At 70.0% G+C, this 18,706-nt stretch carries 17 protein-coding genes; 11 read left to right on the forward strand and 6 right to left on the reverse strand.

What is annotated here, in order from left to right:
• Positions 1 to 147 precede the first annotated feature (147 nt).
• On the forward strand, positions 148 to 1,191 hold the full coding sequence (gene dph2 / locus ACQE3L_RS10975) for a diphthamide biosynthesis enzyme Dph2 (RefSeq protein ID WP_426963829.1): 1,044 nt from the start codon (positions 148 to 150) through the stop codon (positions 1,189 to 1,191).
• Between the two features lie 148 nt (positions 1,192 to 1,339).
• A complete protein-coding gene (locus ACQE3L_RS10980) occupies positions 1,340 to 1,957 on the forward strand; it encodes a DUF8173 domain-containing protein (protein WP_426963830.1) in 618 nt (205 codons plus the stop codon).
• A 53-nt stretch (positions 1,958 to 2,010) separates the two neighbouring features.
• Here the strand turns inward: ACQE3L_RS10980 and ACQE3L_RS10985 are convergent, their stop codons facing one another.
• Positions 2,011 to 2,268, reverse strand: coding sequence for a DUF5789 family protein (locus ACQE3L_RS10985; RefSeq protein WP_426963831.1), 258 nt, complete (start codon positions 2,266 to 2,268; stop codon positions 2,011 to 2,013).
• A gap of 187 nt (positions 2,269 to 2,455) precedes the next feature.
• Here ACQE3L_RS10985 and ACQE3L_RS10990 point away from each other — a divergent pair, with 187 nt between their 5' ends.
• From ACQE3L_RS10990 to ACQE3L_RS11000, 3 genes are all read left to right on the forward strand, one after another.
• Positions 2,456 to 3,781: an MFS transporter gene (locus tag ACQE3L_RS10990; protein WP_426963832.1), complete on the forward strand. Its 1,326-nt coding sequence runs from the start codon at positions 2,456 to 2,458 to the stop codon at positions 3,779 to 3,781.
• Positions 3,782 to 3,892: 111 nt separating this feature from the next.
• Entirely contained in the window at positions 3,893 to 4,819 is a 927-nt protein-coding gene (locus tag ACQE3L_RS10995; RefSeq protein ID WP_426963833.1) for a DNA-3-methyladenine glycosylase family protein, read from the forward strand.
• A gap of 92 nt (positions 4,820 to 4,911) precedes the next feature.
• Complete coding sequence (locus ACQE3L_RS11000) at positions 4,912 to 5,364, forward strand: DUF555 domain-containing protein (RefSeq protein ID WP_426963834.1); 453 nt, start codon at positions 4,912 to 4,914, stop codon at positions 5,362 to 5,364.
• A gap of 103 nt (positions 5,365 to 5,467) precedes the next feature.
• Here the strand turns inward: ACQE3L_RS11000 and ACQE3L_RS11005 are convergent, their stop codons facing one another.
• Positions 5,468 to 5,701, reverse strand: a complete 234-nt coding sequence (locus ACQE3L_RS11005; protein ID WP_058366744.1) for a UPF0058 family protein — start codon at positions 5,699 to 5,701, stop codon at positions 5,468 to 5,470.
• Positions 5,702 to 5,852: 151 nt separating this feature from the next.
• On the opposite strand from ACQE3L_RS11005, the gene ACQE3L_RS11010 reads away from it, so the two are divergent.
• A complete protein-coding gene (locus tag ACQE3L_RS11010; protein WP_058366743.1) occupies positions 5,853 to 6,257 on the forward strand; it encodes a translation initiation factor IF-2 subunit beta in 405 nt (134 codons plus the stop codon).
• A 19-nt stretch (positions 6,258 to 6,276) separates the two neighbouring features.
• Here the strand turns inward: ACQE3L_RS11010 and ACQE3L_RS11015 are convergent, their stop codons facing one another.
• The 4 genes from ACQE3L_RS11015 to ACQE3L_RS11030 all read right to left on the reverse strand — a co-directional run bounded on the left by ACQE3L_RS11015 (position 6,277) and on the right by ACQE3L_RS11030 (position 10,814).
• Positions 6,277 to 6,456 (reverse strand): DUF7836 family putative zinc-binding protein, encoded by a 180-nt coding sequence (locus ACQE3L_RS11015; protein ID WP_058366742.1) that lies wholly within the window; start codon positions 6,454 to 6,456, stop codon positions 6,277 to 6,279.
• Positions 6,457 to 6,562: 106 nt separating this feature from the next.
• On the reverse strand, positions 6,563 to 7,591 hold the full coding sequence (locus ACQE3L_RS11020; protein WP_426963836.1) for a transcription initiation factor IIB: 1,029 nt from the start codon (positions 7,589 to 7,591) through the stop codon (positions 6,563 to 6,565).
• A gap of 281 nt (positions 7,592 to 7,872) precedes the next feature.
• Entirely contained in the window at positions 7,873 to 9,912 is a 2,040-nt protein-coding gene (locus tag ACQE3L_RS11025; protein WP_426963838.1) for a DUF7282 domain-containing protein, read from the reverse strand.
• Between the two features lie 233 nt (positions 9,913 to 10,145).
• Positions 10,146 to 10,814, reverse strand: coding sequence for a 2,5-diamino-6-(ribosylamino)-4(3H)-pyrimidinone 5'-phosphate reductase (locus ACQE3L_RS11030; RefSeq protein WP_426963839.1), 669 nt, complete (start codon positions 10,812 to 10,814; stop codon positions 10,146 to 10,148).
• Positions 10,815 to 10,961: 147 nt separating this feature from the next.
• On the opposite strand from ACQE3L_RS11030, the gene ACQE3L_RS11035 reads away from it, so the two are divergent.
• The 5 genes from ACQE3L_RS11035 (at position 10,962) to ACQE3L_RS11055 (ending at position 18,706) form a co-directional block, all read left to right on the forward strand.
• Positions 10,962 to 12,344: a Single-stranded DNA binding protein gene (locus ACQE3L_RS11035; RefSeq protein ID WP_426963840.1), complete on the forward strand. Its 1,383-nt coding sequence runs from the start codon at positions 10,962 to 10,964 to the stop codon at positions 12,342 to 12,344.
• On the forward strand, positions 12,341 to 14,002 hold the full coding sequence (locus tag ACQE3L_RS11040; protein WP_426963842.1) for an RPA family protein: 1,662 nt from the start codon (positions 12,341 to 12,343) through the stop codon (positions 14,000 to 14,002). The genes ACQE3L_RS11035 and ACQE3L_RS11040 overlap by 4 nt, the downstream gene beginning before the upstream one ends.
• A complete protein-coding gene (locus tag ACQE3L_RS11045) occupies positions 14,002 to 14,763 on the forward strand; it encodes a metallophosphoesterase (protein ID WP_426963843.1) in 762 nt (253 codons plus the stop codon). The genes ACQE3L_RS11040 and ACQE3L_RS11045 overlap by 1 nt, the downstream gene beginning before the upstream one ends.
• Positions 14,764 to 14,940: 177 nt before the next feature.
• Positions 14,941 to 17,856 carry a DEAD/DEAH box helicase gene (locus ACQE3L_RS11050; RefSeq protein WP_426963893.1) on the forward strand — a complete coding sequence of 972 codons (2,916 nt, stop codon included), beginning with the start codon at positions 14,941 to 14,943 and terminating at the stop codon, positions 17,854 to 17,856.
• Positions 17,857 to 18,259: 403 nt separating this feature from the next.
• Positions 18,260 to 18,706, forward strand: coding sequence for a universal stress protein (locus tag ACQE3L_RS11055; protein ID WP_426963844.1), 447 nt, complete (start codon positions 18,260 to 18,262; stop codon positions 18,704 to 18,706).

The raw sequence follows: 18,706 nt of genomic DNA on the forward strand, positions 1-18,706 counted from the left end.
GATCGACCGCGGGGTCGGGGCGCCCGGGTCCGACCGCGGTCCGAGCCCGACCGCGGTCCGAGAGAACGTCTGTCCGAGAGCGTGAGGCGGTCGCACGGCGGCGCACGGAGCGCGCTACTTAACCGTCGCGGGTCGCAAGTCGGGGGCATGAGCGGTGGGTCCACGGAAGGCGATCTCACGAAGACCGGGATGGCCCTGAAACACGACCGAGAATGGGACTACGAACTCGAGCGCATCCTCGAGGAGATCGACGAGCGCGACGCGACGAAGGTCGGGCTGCAGTTCCCCGAGGGGCTCAAGCGCCGCGGCCCGAAGGTGGCCGACGACCTGCGCGAACTGGCGCCCGACGACGTGACGTTCATGTTGTCCGGCCAGCCCTGCTACGGCGCCTGCGACCTCGACACCTACCTGATGCGGCGGACCGACGTGTTCGTCCACTTCGGCCACACGCCGATGAAGGAGTCGGACAAGATCATCTACGTCCCCCTGTTCTCCAACGTCGACCCCTTCTCGATCATGGAGGAGTCGCTGGAGGAGCTCGCGGACCCCGACGACGACCCCGACGTGGGCCTCGTGACGACGGCCCAGCACATGAACCGGTTCGAGGAGATGACGGAGTGGCTGGAGGAGCGCGGCTACGAGGTCCACACCCGGCGCGGCGACGACCGCCTCACGAAGGAGGGACAGGTGCTCGGCTGCAACTACGCCTCCGCGGACATCGACGCCGACCAGGTCCTGTACGTCGGCGGCGGGAAGTTCCACCCCCTCGGGCTGGCGATGGAACACCCCGACAAGACCGTCGTCATCGCGGACCCGGTCAACAACGTCGTGAAGATCGCGGACCACGAGAAGTTCCTCAAGCAGCGCTACGGCGCCGTCCACCGCGCGATGGACGCCGAGAAGTGGGGCGTCATCTTCTGTACCAAGATCGGGCAGGGGCGCTGGGAGCAGGCCAAGGAGATCGTCGACAACAACGACGACGCGTACCTGATCACGATGGACGAGGTGACGCCGGACCGCCTGCGCAACTTCGACATGGACGCGTTCGTCAACACCGGCTGCCCGCGGATCACGACGGACGACGGCCCGCGGTTCCACAAGCCGATGTTGACCCCAGGCGAGTACGAGGCCGCGATCGGGGAGCGCCCCCTCGACGAGATCGAGTTCGACACGTTCCACGGCACCTGGTAGGCAGGTCGCCGCCGTCTTCGACCCTCGAGAGACGCGTTTTCTCCGCAGTTCGAGTTCCGTAACGCGCGGTTCCGAACGCCGTCCTGTCCGCAGAACCACGGCACTCCGGAGGGGAACTTTGAAGAATCCGGTGGGAGAGTAGCCGGACATGGTCCCCCTCTCCATGCTGACGGACCTCCCGGTCGCCGCCGCCGCGGTGCTGGGACAGACACAGCCACCGACCGGACCCACCTCGCCGACGGCGGGGCTGGAGTGGCACATCCGGTTGGCGATCAGCTTCGTCGTCTCGTTCGTCGTGAGCGCGGTCGTCGCGGGCATCGTCTACGGCGTCAGTCCCGGCTTCACCGAGGACGGCGTCCGCGAGGTCCGCGAGGACCCCGTGGGCACGTTCCTGACCGGCCTGATCGCCAACGTGGTCATCATCATCGCGGCGGTGCTTCTGTCGATCACCGTCATCGGCCTGCTGGTGGTGATCCCCGGGATATTCGTGCTGATCTTCCTCGGGATCGCGGGCAACGCGGTCGGCACGATCGCGCTCGGCGCGGCGCTCACCGCGAACGGCGCCGGCGTCGGGGAGGCGGGGAAGTCGATCCTCGTCGGCGCCCTGACGCTCGCGGTCGTCGGCCTTATCCCCGTGGTCGGCGGGATCTTCTCGTTCCTCGTCTCGACGGCCGGCTTCGGCTACGTGATCAACTACCTGCTGGAGCGCCGCCGCGAACGCAAGAACGGCGGGGCCTCGTCGGACGCCCCGAGCGCCGGCGTCTGAACCGGCGGGCGCTTTTGCCGGTCCCGGCGGTCGACGCTGCGACGGTCGCCGGATCAGGCGTCGCCGTCGGACTGTCCCGGCTCGCCGACCGCCTCGACCGGGAGCACGTTCTGAAGGGCGTCGAACAGGTCCCCCGGGTCGTCGAACGCGTCCGGATTCGTGTCGTCGACCAGTTCGCCGAGGTTCGCCTGTCCGTCGGCGAAGGTGATCGTGACCTCGTGGAGCTGGACCGCCGCCTCGTCGCGATGGACCGGGTACGACAGCTCCGCGAGCCGGTTCTGCACCCTGCTTAGTTTGATAGTTTCTCCCATACTCATGTGTTTGACACCCCGCCACTTAGCTTCGCTGGCGTTCGCGGGCGCTCGCGGCGAGTGCGGGTCCGCGTTTCGGTCCTCGCAGCGGCCGCTCCGCATCGCACCCCGCAGCGGCCGCTCCGCATCGCACCGGCCGCGTCGGCTTCAGAAGGGCCTTTACCCGACCCGTCGAATCGGGGCGTAGATGGGCCTCCCTCTGCCGTCGTTCGTCACGGACACGGACCGGCGCGTGATCGTCCTCGCGCTGGCGCGAATGGTCGGCGCAGTCGGTAACTCCTTCCTCATCGTCGTGTTGCCGCTGTACATCGCCAGCGAGGCGGTCGACGTGGAGGCGCTGCTCGGAACGACGGTCGGAACCGGGGCGCTCGCGGTCACGCTGACGGAGCCGCTACTGATCGGCGTCGTGCTCTCGCTGTTCGGCTTCCTCAACAGCCTCTCGCAGCCGTTCACGGGGCGCCTCTCCGACCGCATGGGGCGCCGCAAGCCGTTCATCCTCGCGGGGATCGCGCTCCTGGGCACCGCGAGCGGGCTGTACGTGCTCGCGTCGAACTACTACGCGCTCGTCGTCCTGCGAGCGCTGCAGGGGCTCGGCGCGGCGCTTACTATCCCCGCGACGGTCGCGCTCGTCAACGAGTACGCCGCCTCCGCGAACGAGCGCGGCGGCAACTTCGGCGTGTTCAACACCTTCCGACTGATCGGCTTCGGCTTCGGGCCGGTGCTCGCGGGCGGGGTCGTCTCCGCGGGCCCGTACGACCTCGGCGTCGTGGGCATCGACCTCGTCGTCTCGGGCTTTAACGCCGCCTTCGTCGCGGCGTGTGCGGGCGCGTACCTCTCGTTCGGCCTCGTCGCGCTGCTGGTCAACGACGCCGCCAGCTCCGCCGAAGCAGCCGGCGACGACCTCTCGGTCCGGATCCGGGGCGAGGGGCAACTGCTCGACCCCGTGTTCGCGCTCGGGCTGGCGACCATCGCGATGGGGATCTGCATCGCGCTGTACGCCACGCTGCAGGTGCAGGTGAACGCCCGACTCGACCAGGCGCCGGTGTGGTTCGGCGCGCAGTTCGCGGCCGTCACCATCTCGAACGTCCTCCTCCAGGTGCCGGTGGGCCGCGCTGCCGACCGGATCGGCCGACGGCCGTTCCTGCTGGCGGGCTTCGCGCTGTTGATCCCCTCGACGCTGCTGCAGGGGGTCGTGCTCTCGCCGGTTTCGATGATGGCCGTTCGGCTCGTGCAGGGCGTCGCGGTCGCGTTCGTCTTCGCGCCCTCGCTGGCGCTGGCGGGCGACCTCGCACGCGAGGGCGAGTCCGGGTCCACGCTGTCGATCCTCACGATGGGGTTCGGCTTCGGCGTCGCGCTCGGCCCGCTCGTGTCCGGGTTTCTCGTCACCGGGTCGTTCCTGGCGCCGTTCGCGCTCGGTGCGGTCCTGGCGGTGGTCGCGCTCGCCGCGGTCGTGACCCAGGTCGAGGAGACGCTGGATACGGACGGTTCCGAGAGCGAGCCGGCGGGTGGATAACCGGGGGCAGGGGAGAGGCACCCCGAAATCGGTACCGTAGATGTCGACGCGCGGCCCCCGACCACGCCGGCATCGAAACCCGGATGGGGGCGGCACGCCTCCGCACGATAAATGGAACGCGGCGCCATCGACATCGCCGACCTCGACGGGGCGTTCGACCTCCAGTCGACGGTCGAGAGCGGACAGAGCTACCTGTGGGACCGCGCCGACGGCGGGATGTACGAGCGGACGGCCGCCCACGGCGGCGACCACTGGTACGAGACCGTCGTGCCGCCGATCGACGGCGTGACCGACGAGCGCGCGGTCGTCCGCGTTCGGGAGGTCGGCGGGCCGCGGGAGGGAACCCTCGAGTGGGAGTCGACGGTCGACGCGGTGCCCCTGTTGACGCACCTGCTCAGGCTCGACGACGACCTGGACGCGATACTCGGGGAGACGCCGGATCTACCCCTTCTGAGCCGGGCGTACGACGCCTACGAGGGGATGCGGCTCGTCCGCGACCCGCCGTTCCCGTGTCTGATCTCGTTCATCTGTTCGGCGCAGATGCGCGTCGAGCGGATCCACGGCATGCAGCGCGCGCTGGCTGAGGCGTACGGCGATCCGGTGACGCTCGCCGGGGAGACGTACGAGGCCTTCCCGACCCCGGAGCAGTTGGCTGCGGCCGGCGAGGCGGCGCTGCGCGACCTCTCGCTCGGCTATCGCGCGCCGTACGTCGAGCGGACCGCGGAGATGGTGGCGACCGGGGAGGCGCACCCGAGCGAGGCGGCCGGACTGTCCTACGAGGAGGCCCGCGAGTCGCTCACCCGGTTCGTCGGCGTCGGCGACAAGGTGGCCGACTGCGTGTTGCTCTTCTCGCTCGGCTACCTCGAGGCCGTACCGCTTGACACGTGGATCCGCTCGGTCATCGCGGACCACTACCCCGACTGCGACCGCGGCTCCTACGCCGAGACGTCGCGAGCGATCCGTCAGCAGTTCGGCGGCGAGTACGCCGGCTACGCGCAGACGTACGTGTTCCATCACCTCCGGTCGGGCGGGGAGTAGCCGGCGAGAGAGAGGAGGGGCGGCCCCGAATGAGGCGAGTGCGATCCGGGGGCGAACCTTCATGCCCTCGGGTGCGGTACCACACCACACAAATGGACCGTCGCGTGGTCGTCGAGGCTGCCGTCCCCGTCTACGACGTGGAGACCCCCGAGGAGGCGATCCGCATCGCCATCTCGAAGACGGGCGAGATGCTGAACCCCGACCTCAACTACGTCGAGATCGAGATGGGGTCGCGGAGCACGCCGGAGGGAGAGTCGCTGCCGCCCGCGTTCATCGCGGCCGACGAGGCGCTCGTGGCGCTGGAACTGGAGATGACGGTGTTCAACGTCGACCGCGACGAGCACGCGAGCCGGATCGCGCGCAAGGAGATCGGCCAGCGCCTCCGGGACATTCCGCTGAAAGTTCTCCGAGTCGAGGCCGTCGACGACGCGAACGAGAGCGAGTCCGCGCAGGCTCTCGCGGACGAGACGGGCGAGACGGGCGAGGCGGGCGAGGCGAACGAAGCGGACGAAGCGGAAGACGATGCGATAACCGGAGACGAGTGAGTGCTCGGTGACGGACGAAGCAGGCGGTCTCCGGGCCGCGTCGGGCGCGCGCGGACGCGTCGCTACGCGGTGTGAGTATCGCCGAGGAGTGTCCTCGAAGTGTTCAGTCGGCCGTCGGGGCCAGCGGTTCGGACTCCGCGTCTCCCATCGGTGCCGTGATTCCCTTCGCGAGTTTGAAAACAGCCGCCTTGTGGTCGGTCTTCGATTTGTGGATGGATGTCGGCTTGACGCCCATCGTCTCGTACTCCTCGAGCGCGAGGTCCTCGTCCCAGTCCTCACACTGCTGTCGTACCTCGGCAAGAAGACCGTGAAGGTGAATGAGTTCCTGCTTCTTCATGAGCAACCTCGAATAACGACCGGAGGGTTATATTACTATCCTGAGAACCGTTATCATGCATTACCCTCAAGAACCCCGATATCCGCCGCGAACGGAGGTTTCCGTCCGATAGCCATGAACGCTTAACAGCTTCCGGGCGTATCCTTCGGGCATGGAGTACGACGATCAACTCGACCGCGCGCTGGAGGAGACGCCGGACATCGACCAGCAGGCGAGTCGGTTCGAGATACCGGACCCCGAGGTTCGGTCGGAGGGACACGAGACGGTCTTCGAGAACTTTCAGGACGTCGTCAACCGACTGGACAGGAACGAGGACCACGTCCTCCAGTACCTGCAGGGGGAACTGGGGACGAGCGCCTCGATCGACGAGAAGGGGCGCGCCCGGCTCACCGGCGACTTCCGCCGGAGCCGCATGGCGGACACCGTCGAGGAGTACGCCGAGGCGTACGTCTTCTGTCCGGAGTGCGGGCTCCCGGACACGCGACTCGAGACGCAGCAGGGCGCGAAGGTCATCAAGTGTGAAGCCTGCGGCGCGATCTCGCCCACCGGCGAGTGAGCGGCCGCGAACGACCGCGTTACTGGAACTCGCGGACGACCTCGAGGTCGCGCTCCGTCCGCATGAACTGCGTGAGGCGGCGGGTCGCGTGACAGTCGGGGCAGCTGAAGTTCTTCTGTAGATCGGGGAGGTCCGTCGGCGTCTCCTCCCAGTCCTTCTCGCATTCGGGACACAGTAGACGGACAAACGCTTCGACCATACCGTCCACTCTCGTGGGCGGAGTAAAAGAAGGTGTGGCCGATTCCGATCGGGTGTCGGTCGTGGCGGTCGTGGCGAACCACCCCGGTTGCCGGGCGGAGGCCGACTCAGACGAGGTCGGGGTGACCGGCCTCGAGCAGCTCCTTGTACCGGTTGCGGATCGTGACCTCGGAGATGTCCGCGACCGCGCTCACCTGGCTCTGGGTCACCTTCTCGTTCGCGAGCAGGGCGGCCGCGTACACCGCGGCGGCGGCGAGCCCGACCGGCGACTTGCCGCTCGTGACCCCGTCGTCGGCCGCGGCCCGGAGCAGTTCACGCGCGGTTCGCTCGACCTCCTCGGAGCAGCCGAGACGCGAGGCGAACCGCGGGACGTAGCTCTCGGGGTCGGCGGGCTTGACCTCCAGTTTGAGCTCGCGGATCACGTAGCGGTACGTCCGGGTCAGCTCGGTCTTGTCGACGCGCGCGACCGCGGTGAACTCGTCGAGGCTCCGCGGGGTGCCGACCTGTCGCGCGGCCGCGTACAGCGCCGCAGTCGCGACGCCCTCGATGGACCGGCCCGGCAGGAGGTTCTCGTCGAGTGCGCGGCGGTAGATGACGGAGGCGGTCTCGCGGACCGTCTCCGGGAGACCGAGCGCGGAGGCCATGCGGTCGATCTCGCCGAGCGCCTGCTTGAGGTTGCGCTCCTTCGAGTCGCGGGTGCGGAACCGCTCGTTCCACGTCCGCAGGCGCTGCATCTGGCGGCGCTTCTCGGGCGAGAGCGCCTTCCCGTAGCTGTCCCGGTCGCTCCAGCCGATGTTCGTCGAGAGCCCGTTGTCGTGCATCATGTTCGTGGTCGGCGCCCCGACGCGCGACTTGCTGTCGCGCTCGCCGGCGTCGAACGCGCGCCACTCCGGCCCGCGGTCGACCGACTCCTCCTCGACGACGAGCCCGCAGTCCACGCAGACGGTCTCGCCGTGCTCGGTGTCGCTCGCCAGCCGACCGCGGCACTCGGGACAGCGAGTCGTCTCGTCGGCGGTCTCCGTCTCGGGCTCCGTGACGCGCCCGCCGGTTCGCTCTCGCTCCGTCTCGGTCCCGCCCCTCCCGGTGCGGTCCCGCTCGCTGCTGCTGGTGAACTCGCGTGTTTCTGTCTCTGTCATGGTGGCTCCGGATCGAACGCCGGCGAAGAAATCGTCGGCCGAGGCGGCTCGATTGCTACCCTCACGTAAGTGACGTTAGTATATATACTTGCCGTAGATAGATCAGGCGGATTGATAGCCGTACATCGGGCTCTGCGGCTCCCTTCTACCATTTCCTCGGATTTTTGTTCCTCAGGTCTCTCGGATCGTCGAAGAGAAGACCGCACACGAGAACATAAATAGGTGTCGTCGATAGAGGGCCGGGGCGCAGCGGCGACCGCCGGAGAGCGGTCGGACGCGGTTCAGTCCCGACGGACCGCGACGAGCGCGGCGGCCAGGAGCGCGACCAGCGCGACCGCGACGCCGAAGCCGGGCGCGTCGTCGCCCGTTTCGTCCATCGTCTCGGTCTCGTCGTTCATCATCTCGGTCTCCTCGCTCATGTCCTCCGTCTCCTCGGCGGTCGTCTCGTCGCCCCCGTCCATGCCGCCGGCGACGGAGGCGTCCGCGGTGACCATGACGGGGCCGCCGGCCGCGACGTAGGGGCCGTCGTCGGCGCCCTCCGAGGTCACGAAGTCGTAGGACTCGTCGCCGTCGGTGTCGCGGTGGGCCATCGCGAAGACGGTGTCGTCCTCGGTCAGGGGGTCGTCGAGCGTGATCTCCACGTCCTCGTGCGTGCCGGGGCCGAGGTACTCGCTCGTGCCGCGCACGGAGTCAAGCACGGCGCCGTCGGCCAGCGTGGAGTCGTGGACGGTGACGAAGCCGCCGTCGTGGAGCGTCACCGAGTTGACGACTATCGTCTCGCCGTCGGTCTCCTGTGCGCTCGCGGCGACGAACGCCGTCACCTGCGCGGTGCCGGCGTCCATCACGATGTCGCCGTTCGCGGTGTACGGGCCGTCCTCCTCGCCGTCGGAGTCGGGGAAGTCGTACGCCTCGTTGTCGTTCGTGTCCTGATGTGCCATCGCGAACAGCTGACTGGTGTCGCGGACCGGCTCGTCCAGTCGGACCTCGACGTCCTCGTGCACGCCGGCTTCGAGGTACTCCGAGGTGCCGCGGATGGACTCGAAGACGGCGCCGCCGCCGAGGCTGGCGTCGTGAACCGTCACGAAGCCGCCCTCGCTCAGGTCGACGCGGTCGACGGTGACCGTGTAGCCGTCCGCGCTACCGCCCTCGTAGTGGACGGCCGCGGAGACGGTCACGTTCCCGTCGTCCATCGCGGGGTTCTGGTCGTCGTTCGTGTATGGGCCGTCCTCCTCGCCGTCGGAGTCGGGGAAGTCGTACGCCTCGTTGTCGTTGGTGTCCTGGTGCGCCATCGCGAAGATCGCGTCGTCCTCGGCGAGGGAGTCGTCGAGCGGGACCACCACGTCGCGGTGGATGCCCGGTTCGAGGTACTCGCTCGTGCCGCGGATGGAGTCGAAGACGGCGCCGTCGCCGAGCGAGGAGTCGTGCGCCGTCACGAAGCCGCCGTTCGGGAGGTAGACCTCCTCGACGACGACCGCGTTCCCGCCGGAGGCCTGTGCGTCGAAGGTCACGGACGCCTCGTCGCTCAACTCGACCTGCGCGCTGTCGACGACGGCGTCACCGTTCGCGGTGAAGGGGCCGTCCTCCTCGCCGTCGGTGCTCGGGAAGTCGTACTGCTGGTTGTCGTTCGTGTCGCGGTGGGCCATCGGGACGAGCGTGTCGTCGTTCTCCAGCGGCTCGTCGAGCTGGATGCGCACGTCCTCGTGGACGCCCGCCTCGAGGTACTCGCTCGTGCCGCGGATCGAGTCGAAGACGGCGCCGTCGAGCAGGCTGGAGTCGTGAACCGTCACGAAGCCGCCCTCGCTCAGCTCGACGCGATCGACGATCACGTACTCGCCCTCCGAGGGCTGTCCGCTGAAGGAGACTGACGCGGAGACGGTCACGTTCGCGTCGTCCATGACGATGTCGCCGTCCGTCGTGTAGGGGCCGTCGACCTCGCCGTTCTCGGAGACGAACGTGTAGCGCCGGTCGCCGTCGGTGTCCTTGTGGGCCATCGCGTGGAACGTCCCGTCCGCGACCTCGTCGGTCAGGTGGACGGTGACGTTCTCGTGCGTGCCGGCCTCGAGGTACGCGCTCGTGCCGACGACGCTACCCAGGACGTTCCCGTCCGCGAGCGTGCCGTCGTGGATCGTCACGAAGCCGCCCTCCGGCAGGGTCACCTCGTCGACGACGACGGTCGACCCGCCGCTGGCCTGCTCGGAGAAGGTCACGCTCGCCTGGTGGTCCGACGCGGACGCCGCCGCGGCGGCCGCCCCGGCCGGGCCGGCTATCGCCGACACGACCATCGCTACTACCAACGTCACTGTGAGTGCGCGTTTGCGCATACTCGGTCCGAGCACGGATACTTAAAAGAGGATTTTCCGAACTCCGGCCGGAGTCTCACCCAAATTCGTTCCGAAAGCGGTCCTGTCGGGGATTTCTGGCAACTGGAAGTCGGCGTGGAGCGCGCGCCGACCGCATCGGTCAGCAGTGTAGTGACACCGCACCCACGGTGTTACAGATTCGACTCGGCGCGGCGATCTTCCGTCTCAAAAAGCATCGAGTGACCGCTCCAGACTCACTCCGCTCGAACGTCGTACGAGAGCACCACGCCGTCGTCGAGCCGTTCCACGTCCGTCAGGTCCAGCCGCGGGAAGTTCTCGGTGAATCCCTCCCCGTCCGCGAGCGTCGGCGCGTCGCGACCGCCGACGATCATCGAGCCGACGTAGACCGAGAGCTCGTCGACCAGCCCCGCCTCGAACAGCGAGAAGATCACCTCGCCGCCGCCCTCGACCATCAGGCGGTCGACGCCGCGGTCCGCGAGCGCGTCGAGCCCCGCGGCGAGGTCCACGCGGTCCTCGCCGGCCGGTATCACCTCCGCGCCGGCGTCGGCCAGGTCCTCGCGGCGCGCGGGCGTGGTCGCCTCGCTCACGAGCAGGTAGGTGGTGGCGGCCCCGTCCAGGATTCTGGCGTCCGGCGGCGTCCGACCCGAGGAGTCGACGACGACGCGGGCCGGGTGCGGGGGGCGGTCCGCCTCGCCGCGCTCGGCGCGGAGGGCGGCGTCGTCCAGCGTCAGGTGCGGGTCGTCCGCGAGCACCGTTCCGACGCCGACCATGACGGCGTCCGAGCGCGCCCGGACGCGGTCGACGCGCGCGAAGTCCTCTTCCCCGGAAATGCGGAGCTGCTCGCGCCGCCGCGTGGCGAGTTTCCCGTCCACGCTCTCGGCGGCGTTGACGACGACGTGCATGCCGACCTCTGGTCCGGCCGCGGGGATGGTCGTTTCGGTGGGGCGCGGCGACCCGACCGCGTTCGGGAACGCGCGACGCGTCCGGCGCGTTCCACGTTCGCCCCGGCCAGCGAACCCTTTTGTGCCAGTACGCCGAACCGTGGGCCGATGGACGTCGACAACCATGCCGAGGATCTCGCCTCCGATCTCGGCGTAGACAAAGAGGAGGTCAAAGCGGACCTGGAGAACCTGCTGGAGTACAGCGTCCCCATCGAGGAGGCCAAACAGAGCGTCCGCCGGAAGCACGGCGGGGGCTCCGGCGGCTCCTCGCCCACTCCCGACTCGGTCGACCTCGGGGAGATCACGACCGACCACGACAGCGTCACCGTGACCGCCGTCGTGCTGACGGTCGGCACCCGAACGATCCGGTACCAGGGTGACGACATCACGATCCGCGAGGGCGAACTCGCGGACGAGACGGGGACCATCTCCTACACCGCGTGGACCGACTTCGGGTTCGAGCCCGGCGATGCCGTCACGATCGGCAACGCCGGGGTCCGCGAGTGGGACGGGAAACCGGAGCTCAACCTCAACGACTCCTCGACCGTGGCGATGGCCGACGAGGCCCCGGACGTCGACGCCGAGGTCGGCGGCGACCGCGCGCTCGTCGACCTCGAACCGGGCGACCGCGGCCGGAACGTCGAGGTGCGCGTGCTGGAGGTCGAGTCGAAGACCATCTCCGGACGCGACGGCGAGACCGACATCCGCGAGGGGATCGTCGGCGACGAGACCGGTCGGCTCCCGTTCACGGACTGGGACCCGCGCGAGGAGGTGGCCGAGGGCGCGGACCTGCGGATCGAGGACGTGTACGTCCGCGAGTTCCGCGGCGTTCCGTCGATCAACCTCACCGAGTTCTCGCAGGTGACGCCGCTCTCGGACGCGGTGACCGTCAAGGAGGACGCCCCGCGGCTCTCGGTCGCCGAGGCGGTCGACACCGGCGGCATGTTCGACGTCGAGGTCGTCGGCAACGTGCTCGAGGTCCGGGACGGCTCCGGACTGATCGAGCGCTGTCCCGACTGCGGGCGCGTCATCCAGGGCGGACAGTGCCGGAGCCACGGCGCCGTCGACGGCGAGGACGACCTGCGCGTGAAGGCAATCCTCGACGACGGCACGGACACGCTGACGGTCGTGCTCGACGACGAGCTGACCGCCGAGGTGTACGGCGGCGGGCTGGACGAGGCGCTCGCGGCCGCCCAGGAGGCGATGGACAAGGACGTGGTCGCGGCGGACATCCGCGACGAACTCGTCGGGCGCGCGTTCCGCGTCCGCGGGAACCTCTCCGTGGACGACTACGGCGCGAACCTCGACGCCGAGACGTTCGAACCGGCGAGCGACGACCCGGCCGACGCAGCCGAGGCCGTCCTCGCGACGCTCGGGAGGTCCGGGGAGGCCGGCGGGGAGGCGGCGACCGACGGCGGCGCCCCCAGCGACGCTGACGCCGACCCTGACATCGACCCCGACGCCGCCGCGGACGCGGAGGTGGACCGATGAGCGACGACGACGGGCCGGGCGCCCGTGAGGTCGCTTACCGGCTCTTCGCCGCGGAGTTCGACGACGCCTCGCTCTCCTACTCCGAGAGCGACGAGGAGCGCGCGCCGAACTACGTCGTCACGCCGACCGGCGCGCGCGTCAACCGCCTGTTCGCGGCGGGCGTGCTCACCGAGGTCGAGCGCATCAACGACGACACGCGCCGCGGCCGCGTGGTCGACCCGACGGGCGCGTTCGTCACCTACGCCGGCCAGTACCAGCCCGACGCGCAGACGTTCCTCGAGCGCGCGGACCCGCCGAGCTTCGTCGCGCTGACGGGGAAGGCCCGGACCTTCGAGCCGGAGGACTCCGACCGCGTGTTCACCTCCGTCCGCCCGGAGAGCATCAACCACGTCGACGCGGACGTGCGCGACCGATGGATCGTCACCGCCGCGGAGACGACGCTCGACCGCCTCGCGGTCCTCGAGAAGGCGCTCGAATCGGACCTCCGCGGCGAGGACCTCCGCCGCGCGCTGGAGGCCGGCGGCGTCTCCGCGTCGCTCGCGGCCGGGATCCCGCGCGCGCTGGAGCACTACCGCACCTCGCCCGCCTACGTCGAGGCTGTGCGGCGGATGGCGGTCGACGCGCTGGAGATGATCACTGGCGACCGCGAGGAGGTCCGGTCGCCGGAGATCGCTCCCGACGAGGGGGGTCACGCGGAGATCGGTCCGCTCCCCGAGACGGACGTGTCCGTCGAGGCCGCGGCCGCGACCGGCGAGGCGGATTCGTCGGAATCGGAGGCTGAGACCGAGACGGAACCCGAAGCGGACGTCGAGGCAACCGCCGAGTCGGAACCGGCAGAGACCGCGGAGGCGGAACCGACGGCGGAGGCCGAACCGGAGGCGGAGAGTGAATCGGGGACCGAGGCAGAGACAGAGACCGAACCGGAGACGACGACTGAGACGGAGACGACGACTGAGACGGAGACGGCGACTGAGACGGAGACGGAACCGGCGGAACCGGAGATGACCGAACCCGCGACGGCGGGAGGCGCCGACGAGACCACGGCCGAGGAGCCGCTCGGTGACTTCGACGAGTCGCTCGGGGACTCCGACGGCGACGCGAGCGCCACCGGGAGTTCCGCCGACAGTGGGGTCGCAGACACGTCCGACGCCGCCGACACGGAGGCCGCAGGCGGCGAGATGTACGAACTCGACGAGGAGGAACGCGAGGAGATCGAGTCCGAGTACGGCACCGAGTTCGCGACCGGCGGCGAGGTCGAGGAGGCGGGCATCGACGTGCCGGACGCCGACGAACTCGCCGAGGAACTCGAGGAGCGCGAGGACGGGGAGCCATCCGCCGCCGACGAGGCGGAGGCCGGGTCGGAAGCCGGGTCGGAGTCCGACGCGGCGGGCGAGAGCGCGGCCGCCGAGGAGGCGGAAGCGTCAGCCGACGGGGAAGACGCGGAAGCGTCCGCCGACGAGGACGTCGACCTCACCGCGGTCGCCGTGGAAACGATGCGCGACCTCGACGACGGCGACGGCGCGGACCGCGAGGCCGTGACCGCGGCGGTCGTCGACGAGTACGGCGCCGACCGGGCGGAGGTCGACGACGCCATCGAGGACGCCCTGATGGGCGGCCAGTGCTACGAGCCGACCGAGGGGACGCTGAAAGCGATCTGATGGCGGTCGTCGACCCGGTGCCGGACGCGCCGGCCGCGGTCGCGGACCTCCCCGGCGAGCGCGCGCTCGTCGTCGCCGACTACCACGCCGGCATCGAGGTCGGACTGCGCTACCAGCGCGGCGTCGAACTCGACAGCGCCGCGCCCGAGCGCCGCGAGCGCCTGCTCGCGCTGCTGGACCGCACCGACGCCGACCGCGTCGTCGTGCTGGGGGACCTCGCGCACCGCATCGCCGCGCCGGAGGGCGAGGAGCGCGAGGAACTGGCGGCGCTGATCGACGCGGTCACCGACCGCGTTCCGCTGACGCTCGTCGTCGGGAACCACGACCCCGGCGTCGCGGAGGCGTTCGCGGCCGACCTCGACGTGATCCCGGCGGGCGGCGAGCGCCGCGGCGACGTGGCGTTCGTCCACGGGCACACGTGGCCGGATCCGGAGGTCCTCGGCGCGGAGACGGTCTGCATGGGCCACGAACACCCGCAGGTCAGACTGGAGGACGCGGTCGGCGGGAGCCGGACCGAGCGCGCGTGGCTCCGCGGGACGCTCCGGTCGGAGCCCTTCGAGGCCGAAGTCGGCGCCGGGGCCGCCGCGGCGTGGAACGACCCCGAACTCGTCGTCTTCCCGGCGTTCAACGAGCGCTCCGGCGGGACGTGGATCAACGTCGCTGGGCAGGAGTTCCTGTCGCCGTTTCTGCCCGACGGGCTGGCCGACGGACAGGCGTACCTGCTCGACGGGACGCGCCTCGGGGCGTACCGGTCCGTGTGAGGGCGCCTCGCCGGCGGGCGCACCGACCCCGCGGCGACGCCCTTAATCGCGTGAGGACCGAACCTCGGAGCGATGGCTGAGGGGAGCGCCGACGGGGTCGAGGACGGGGATGCGGACGCGACCGCGCAGCCGAGCGCGGACGCGGACGCCGAGACCGCCGACGGCGCGGACGACGGGATGGACGCGTTCACGCACCTCGGGGCGACGGTCCGCGAGGCGCTCTCGGAGCGGGGCTTCGAGACGCCCACGGAGCCGCAGCGCCGGGCGATCCCCCCGATAGCGGCGGGCCGGAACGCGCTCGTGCTGGCGCCCACCGGAACGGGGAAGACCGAGACCGCGATGTTGCCGGTGTTCGACGCGCTCGTGGACGCCCGCGAGACGTCCGCGGGCGCGCCGCGGGAGGGGATCTCCGCGCTGTACATCACCCCGCTCCGTGCGCTCAATCGGGACATGATGGACCGGCTGGAGTGGTGGGGCGATTACCTCGACCTCGAGGTGGCGGTCAGACACGGCGACACGACGCAGTACGAGCGGTCGAAGCAGGCCGACGACCCGCCCGACGTGCTGATCACCACGCCCGAGAGCCTGCAGGCGATCCTCACGGGGTCGAAGATGCGGGCCGCGCTCGCGGACGTGGCCCATCTCGTCGTCGACGAGGTCCACGAACTCGCCTCCGCGAAGCGGGGCGCACAGCTGACCGTCGGCATGGAACGGCTCCGCGAGGTCGCGGGCCCCTACCAGCGGATCGGCCTCTCGGCGACGGTTGGTTCACCCGAAGAAGTCGGTCGGTTTCTGGTCGGCTGCGGGAAGCGAGACCCCTCGCGTGAGGGCGACCGCGAGTTCGAGATCGTGGAGGTCGCGGCCGGCACGCGCGTCGACTTCTCGGTGGTCCAGCCCGAGATCACCGACGCCGACGACCGACTTGCCGGCGAGTTGGCGACCACCGAGGAGATCGCCAGCCACGTCCGCGCGATCAGGGAGATCGTCGCGGCCCACGAGTCGACGCTGATATTCGTCAACACGCGCCAGACCGCGGAGGCGCTCGGCTCGCGGTTCAAGACGCTCGCGGAGTCGGGGGGCGGCGGGGTCGGCGGCGGAGCCGGGGCAGACGGCGCCTCGGTCGACATCGGCATCCACCACGGCTCGCTCTCGACCGAGGCGCGCGTCGACGTCGAGGACCGGTTCAAGGCGGGCGACATCGACGGGCTCGTCTGTACCTCCTCGATGGAGCTCGGCATCGACGTGGGCCGCGTCGACCACGTCGTCCAGTACGGCAGCCCGCGCGAGGTCGCCCGGCTGCTCCAGCGCGTCGGGCGGGCGGGCCACCGCCGCGACCTGGTCTCTGAGGGGACCGTGGTCGCGAGCGGCGACGACGACGTGCTGGAGTCACTCGCCATCGCCCGACGTGCCGAGGAGGGGCTCGTGGAACCGGCGAGCATCCACCACGGGAGCCTCGACACGGTCGCGAACCAGATCGTCGGCGTCGTGATGGACCACGGCGAGGTCCACGCGCGGAAGGTCTACGAGGTCGTGACGAACGCCTATCCCTTCCGGGACCTCTCGGAGCCCGCGTTTCAGGAGGTCGTCCGGGAGCTCTCCGGCAACCGCCTGCTGTGGCTCGACGAGGAGACGGACACGCTGGAGAAGTCCGGCGGGACGTGGCAGTACTTCTACGCCAACCTCTCGATGATCCCCGACGAGGCGACCTACGACGTCCACGACCTCTCCTCGCGGTCGCGGATCGGAACGCTCGACGAGCGGTTCGTCCTCAACTTCGCGGGGCCGGGCGAGACGTTCGTCCAGCGCGGCGAGATGTGGCGGATCAACGACATCGACGAGGAGGAGGAACGCGTCAACGTCTCGCCGGTGGAGGACCCCGCCGGCGAGGTGCCCTCGTGGACCGGCTCGGAGATCCCCGTCCCGAAGCCCGTCGCGGGCGAGGTCGGCCGGCTGCGGGGGGAGGTCGCGAACCGGCTCGCGGACGGCACCCCTCGGTCGGCGGTCGCGCGCGGGCTGACCGAGCGCTATCCGACGGACGCGGGAACGGCGGCGGCCGCGCTGGAGTCAGTCGAGGACCACGTCGCCGCGGGCCACCCGGTCCCGACCGACGAACGGATCGTCGTGGAGTCGCTCGGGCGCTCGCTGGTGGTCAACGCGGCGTTCGGTCACGAGGTGAACGAGACGCTCGCGCGCCTGCTGTCGGCGCTGATCGGTCAGCGCACCGGCTCCTCGGTCGGGATGGACGTGGACCCCTACCGGATCGAACTGGAGGTTCCCCCGGACGTCGGGCCCGGCGTCGTCATGGAGATATTGGAGGGGACGGAGCCGGCGCACCTGGAGTCGTACCTCGAACTCGCGGTGAAGAAGTCGGACGCGCTGAAGTTCACGCTCGCGCAGGTGGCCGCGAAGTTCGGCGCGCTCAAGCGCTACCGCGAAGGGCAGGGTCGATTCGGCGGCGACCGCCTGCTCGCGGCGCTGGAGGACACCCCCGTCTACGAGGAGGCGGTCCGCGAGACGTTCCACACGGACCTCGCGGTCGAGGAGACCGCGGACGTGCTCACGGCGGTTCAGTCCGGCGAGGTCGACCTCGTGGCGGCCCGCGAGCGGACGCCGCTCGGATCCGCCGGTACCTCCTCGGGCCGCGAGTTCCTCGTGCCGGAGAACGCGGACGCGAGCGTCATCGAGGCCGTCCGCGAACGCATCCGCGAGGACCGCGTGATCCTGTTCTGTCTCCACTGTCGGGACTGGACGCGGAAGACGAAGGTGCGCCGCGTCCGCGACCAGCCGGAGTGCCCCGAGTGCGGGTCGACCCGCATCGCGGCGCTCAACCCGTGGGACGAGGAGGCGGTGAAGGCGGTCAGGGCCGAGGAGAAGGACGAGGAACAAGAGAAGCTCACGAAGCGCGCGTTCCGCTCGGCGAGCCTGGTCCAGACCCACGGCAAGCGCGCGGTGATCGCGCTCGCGGCCCGCGGCGTCGGGCCCGAAAACGCCGCCCGGATCATCAACAACCTCCGCGAGGACGAGGAGGAGTTCTACCGCGACATCCTCGGCCGCGAGCGGGAGTACGCGCGGACGCAGGCCTTCTGGGACTGAGGAGACGACTGCGCCGGCAATTCGTCCTGATCGTAGTGCTGGCTGTCCCGTTCAGTGCGGCGCCGCAGTGCCGCCCGATCCGCCCCACTCCGCCCCGCTCGGCGACCGCACAGCACTGCAGGCCTCATCCCTCCCCAGCCTCGGCCGCGAGCCGGGCGCGGAACCGCACCGCATCGCGCCCGGACGCGGCCTCCCTCGCGCGCGAGAAACGCGCGCGCCCACCGCATCAGTACCGCACTACTGCACCGATACCGCCGCGCCCACCGCATCAGTACCGCACTACTGCACCGATACCGCCACAGCACCGCTCTGGACAACCGGGGGGTCAGGGAGTGGTCGGGACTCCGAACCGATCCGTCACGATCCCACACGTTTTTACAGTCCGTGGGAAATTGCGCGCCATATGGATCACGCACTCGCGGTCGTCGGACCCACGGAGGAGTCGAAGGAACTCGTGCGCGAGGCGGGCGAACTCGCCGCGGGCGTCGACGCGAAGCTGACGCTGCTGTACGGGACCACCGAGGAGGAGTACAACGACCAGCGCGTCGAACTCGAGGAGATCTCCAACTACGAGGCCTCCTACAGCGTGACGCAGGCGATGCAGGGCGCGAAGAACTACGCCGCGGACGTGGGCCGCGAGGTGCTCGACGACCTCGACGTGGAGTGGGAGGCCCACGGCGCCATCGGCGACATGGGGGAGACGGTGCTGACCGAGGCCGACCGCTACGACTGCGACCACGTCTTCGTCACCGGACAGAAGCGCTCACCGACGGGGAAGGCCATCTTCGGCGACGAGACGCAGCGGATCGTCCTCGACTTCGACGGCCCCGTAACGGTACTGACGGTCTGA

The sequence above is a fragment of the Haloparvum alkalitolerans genome, from assembly GCF_050122995.1.
GTDB classification, from domain to species: Archaea; Halobacteriota; Halobacteria; order Halobacteriales; family Haloferacaceae; genus Haloparvum; species Haloparvum alkalitolerans.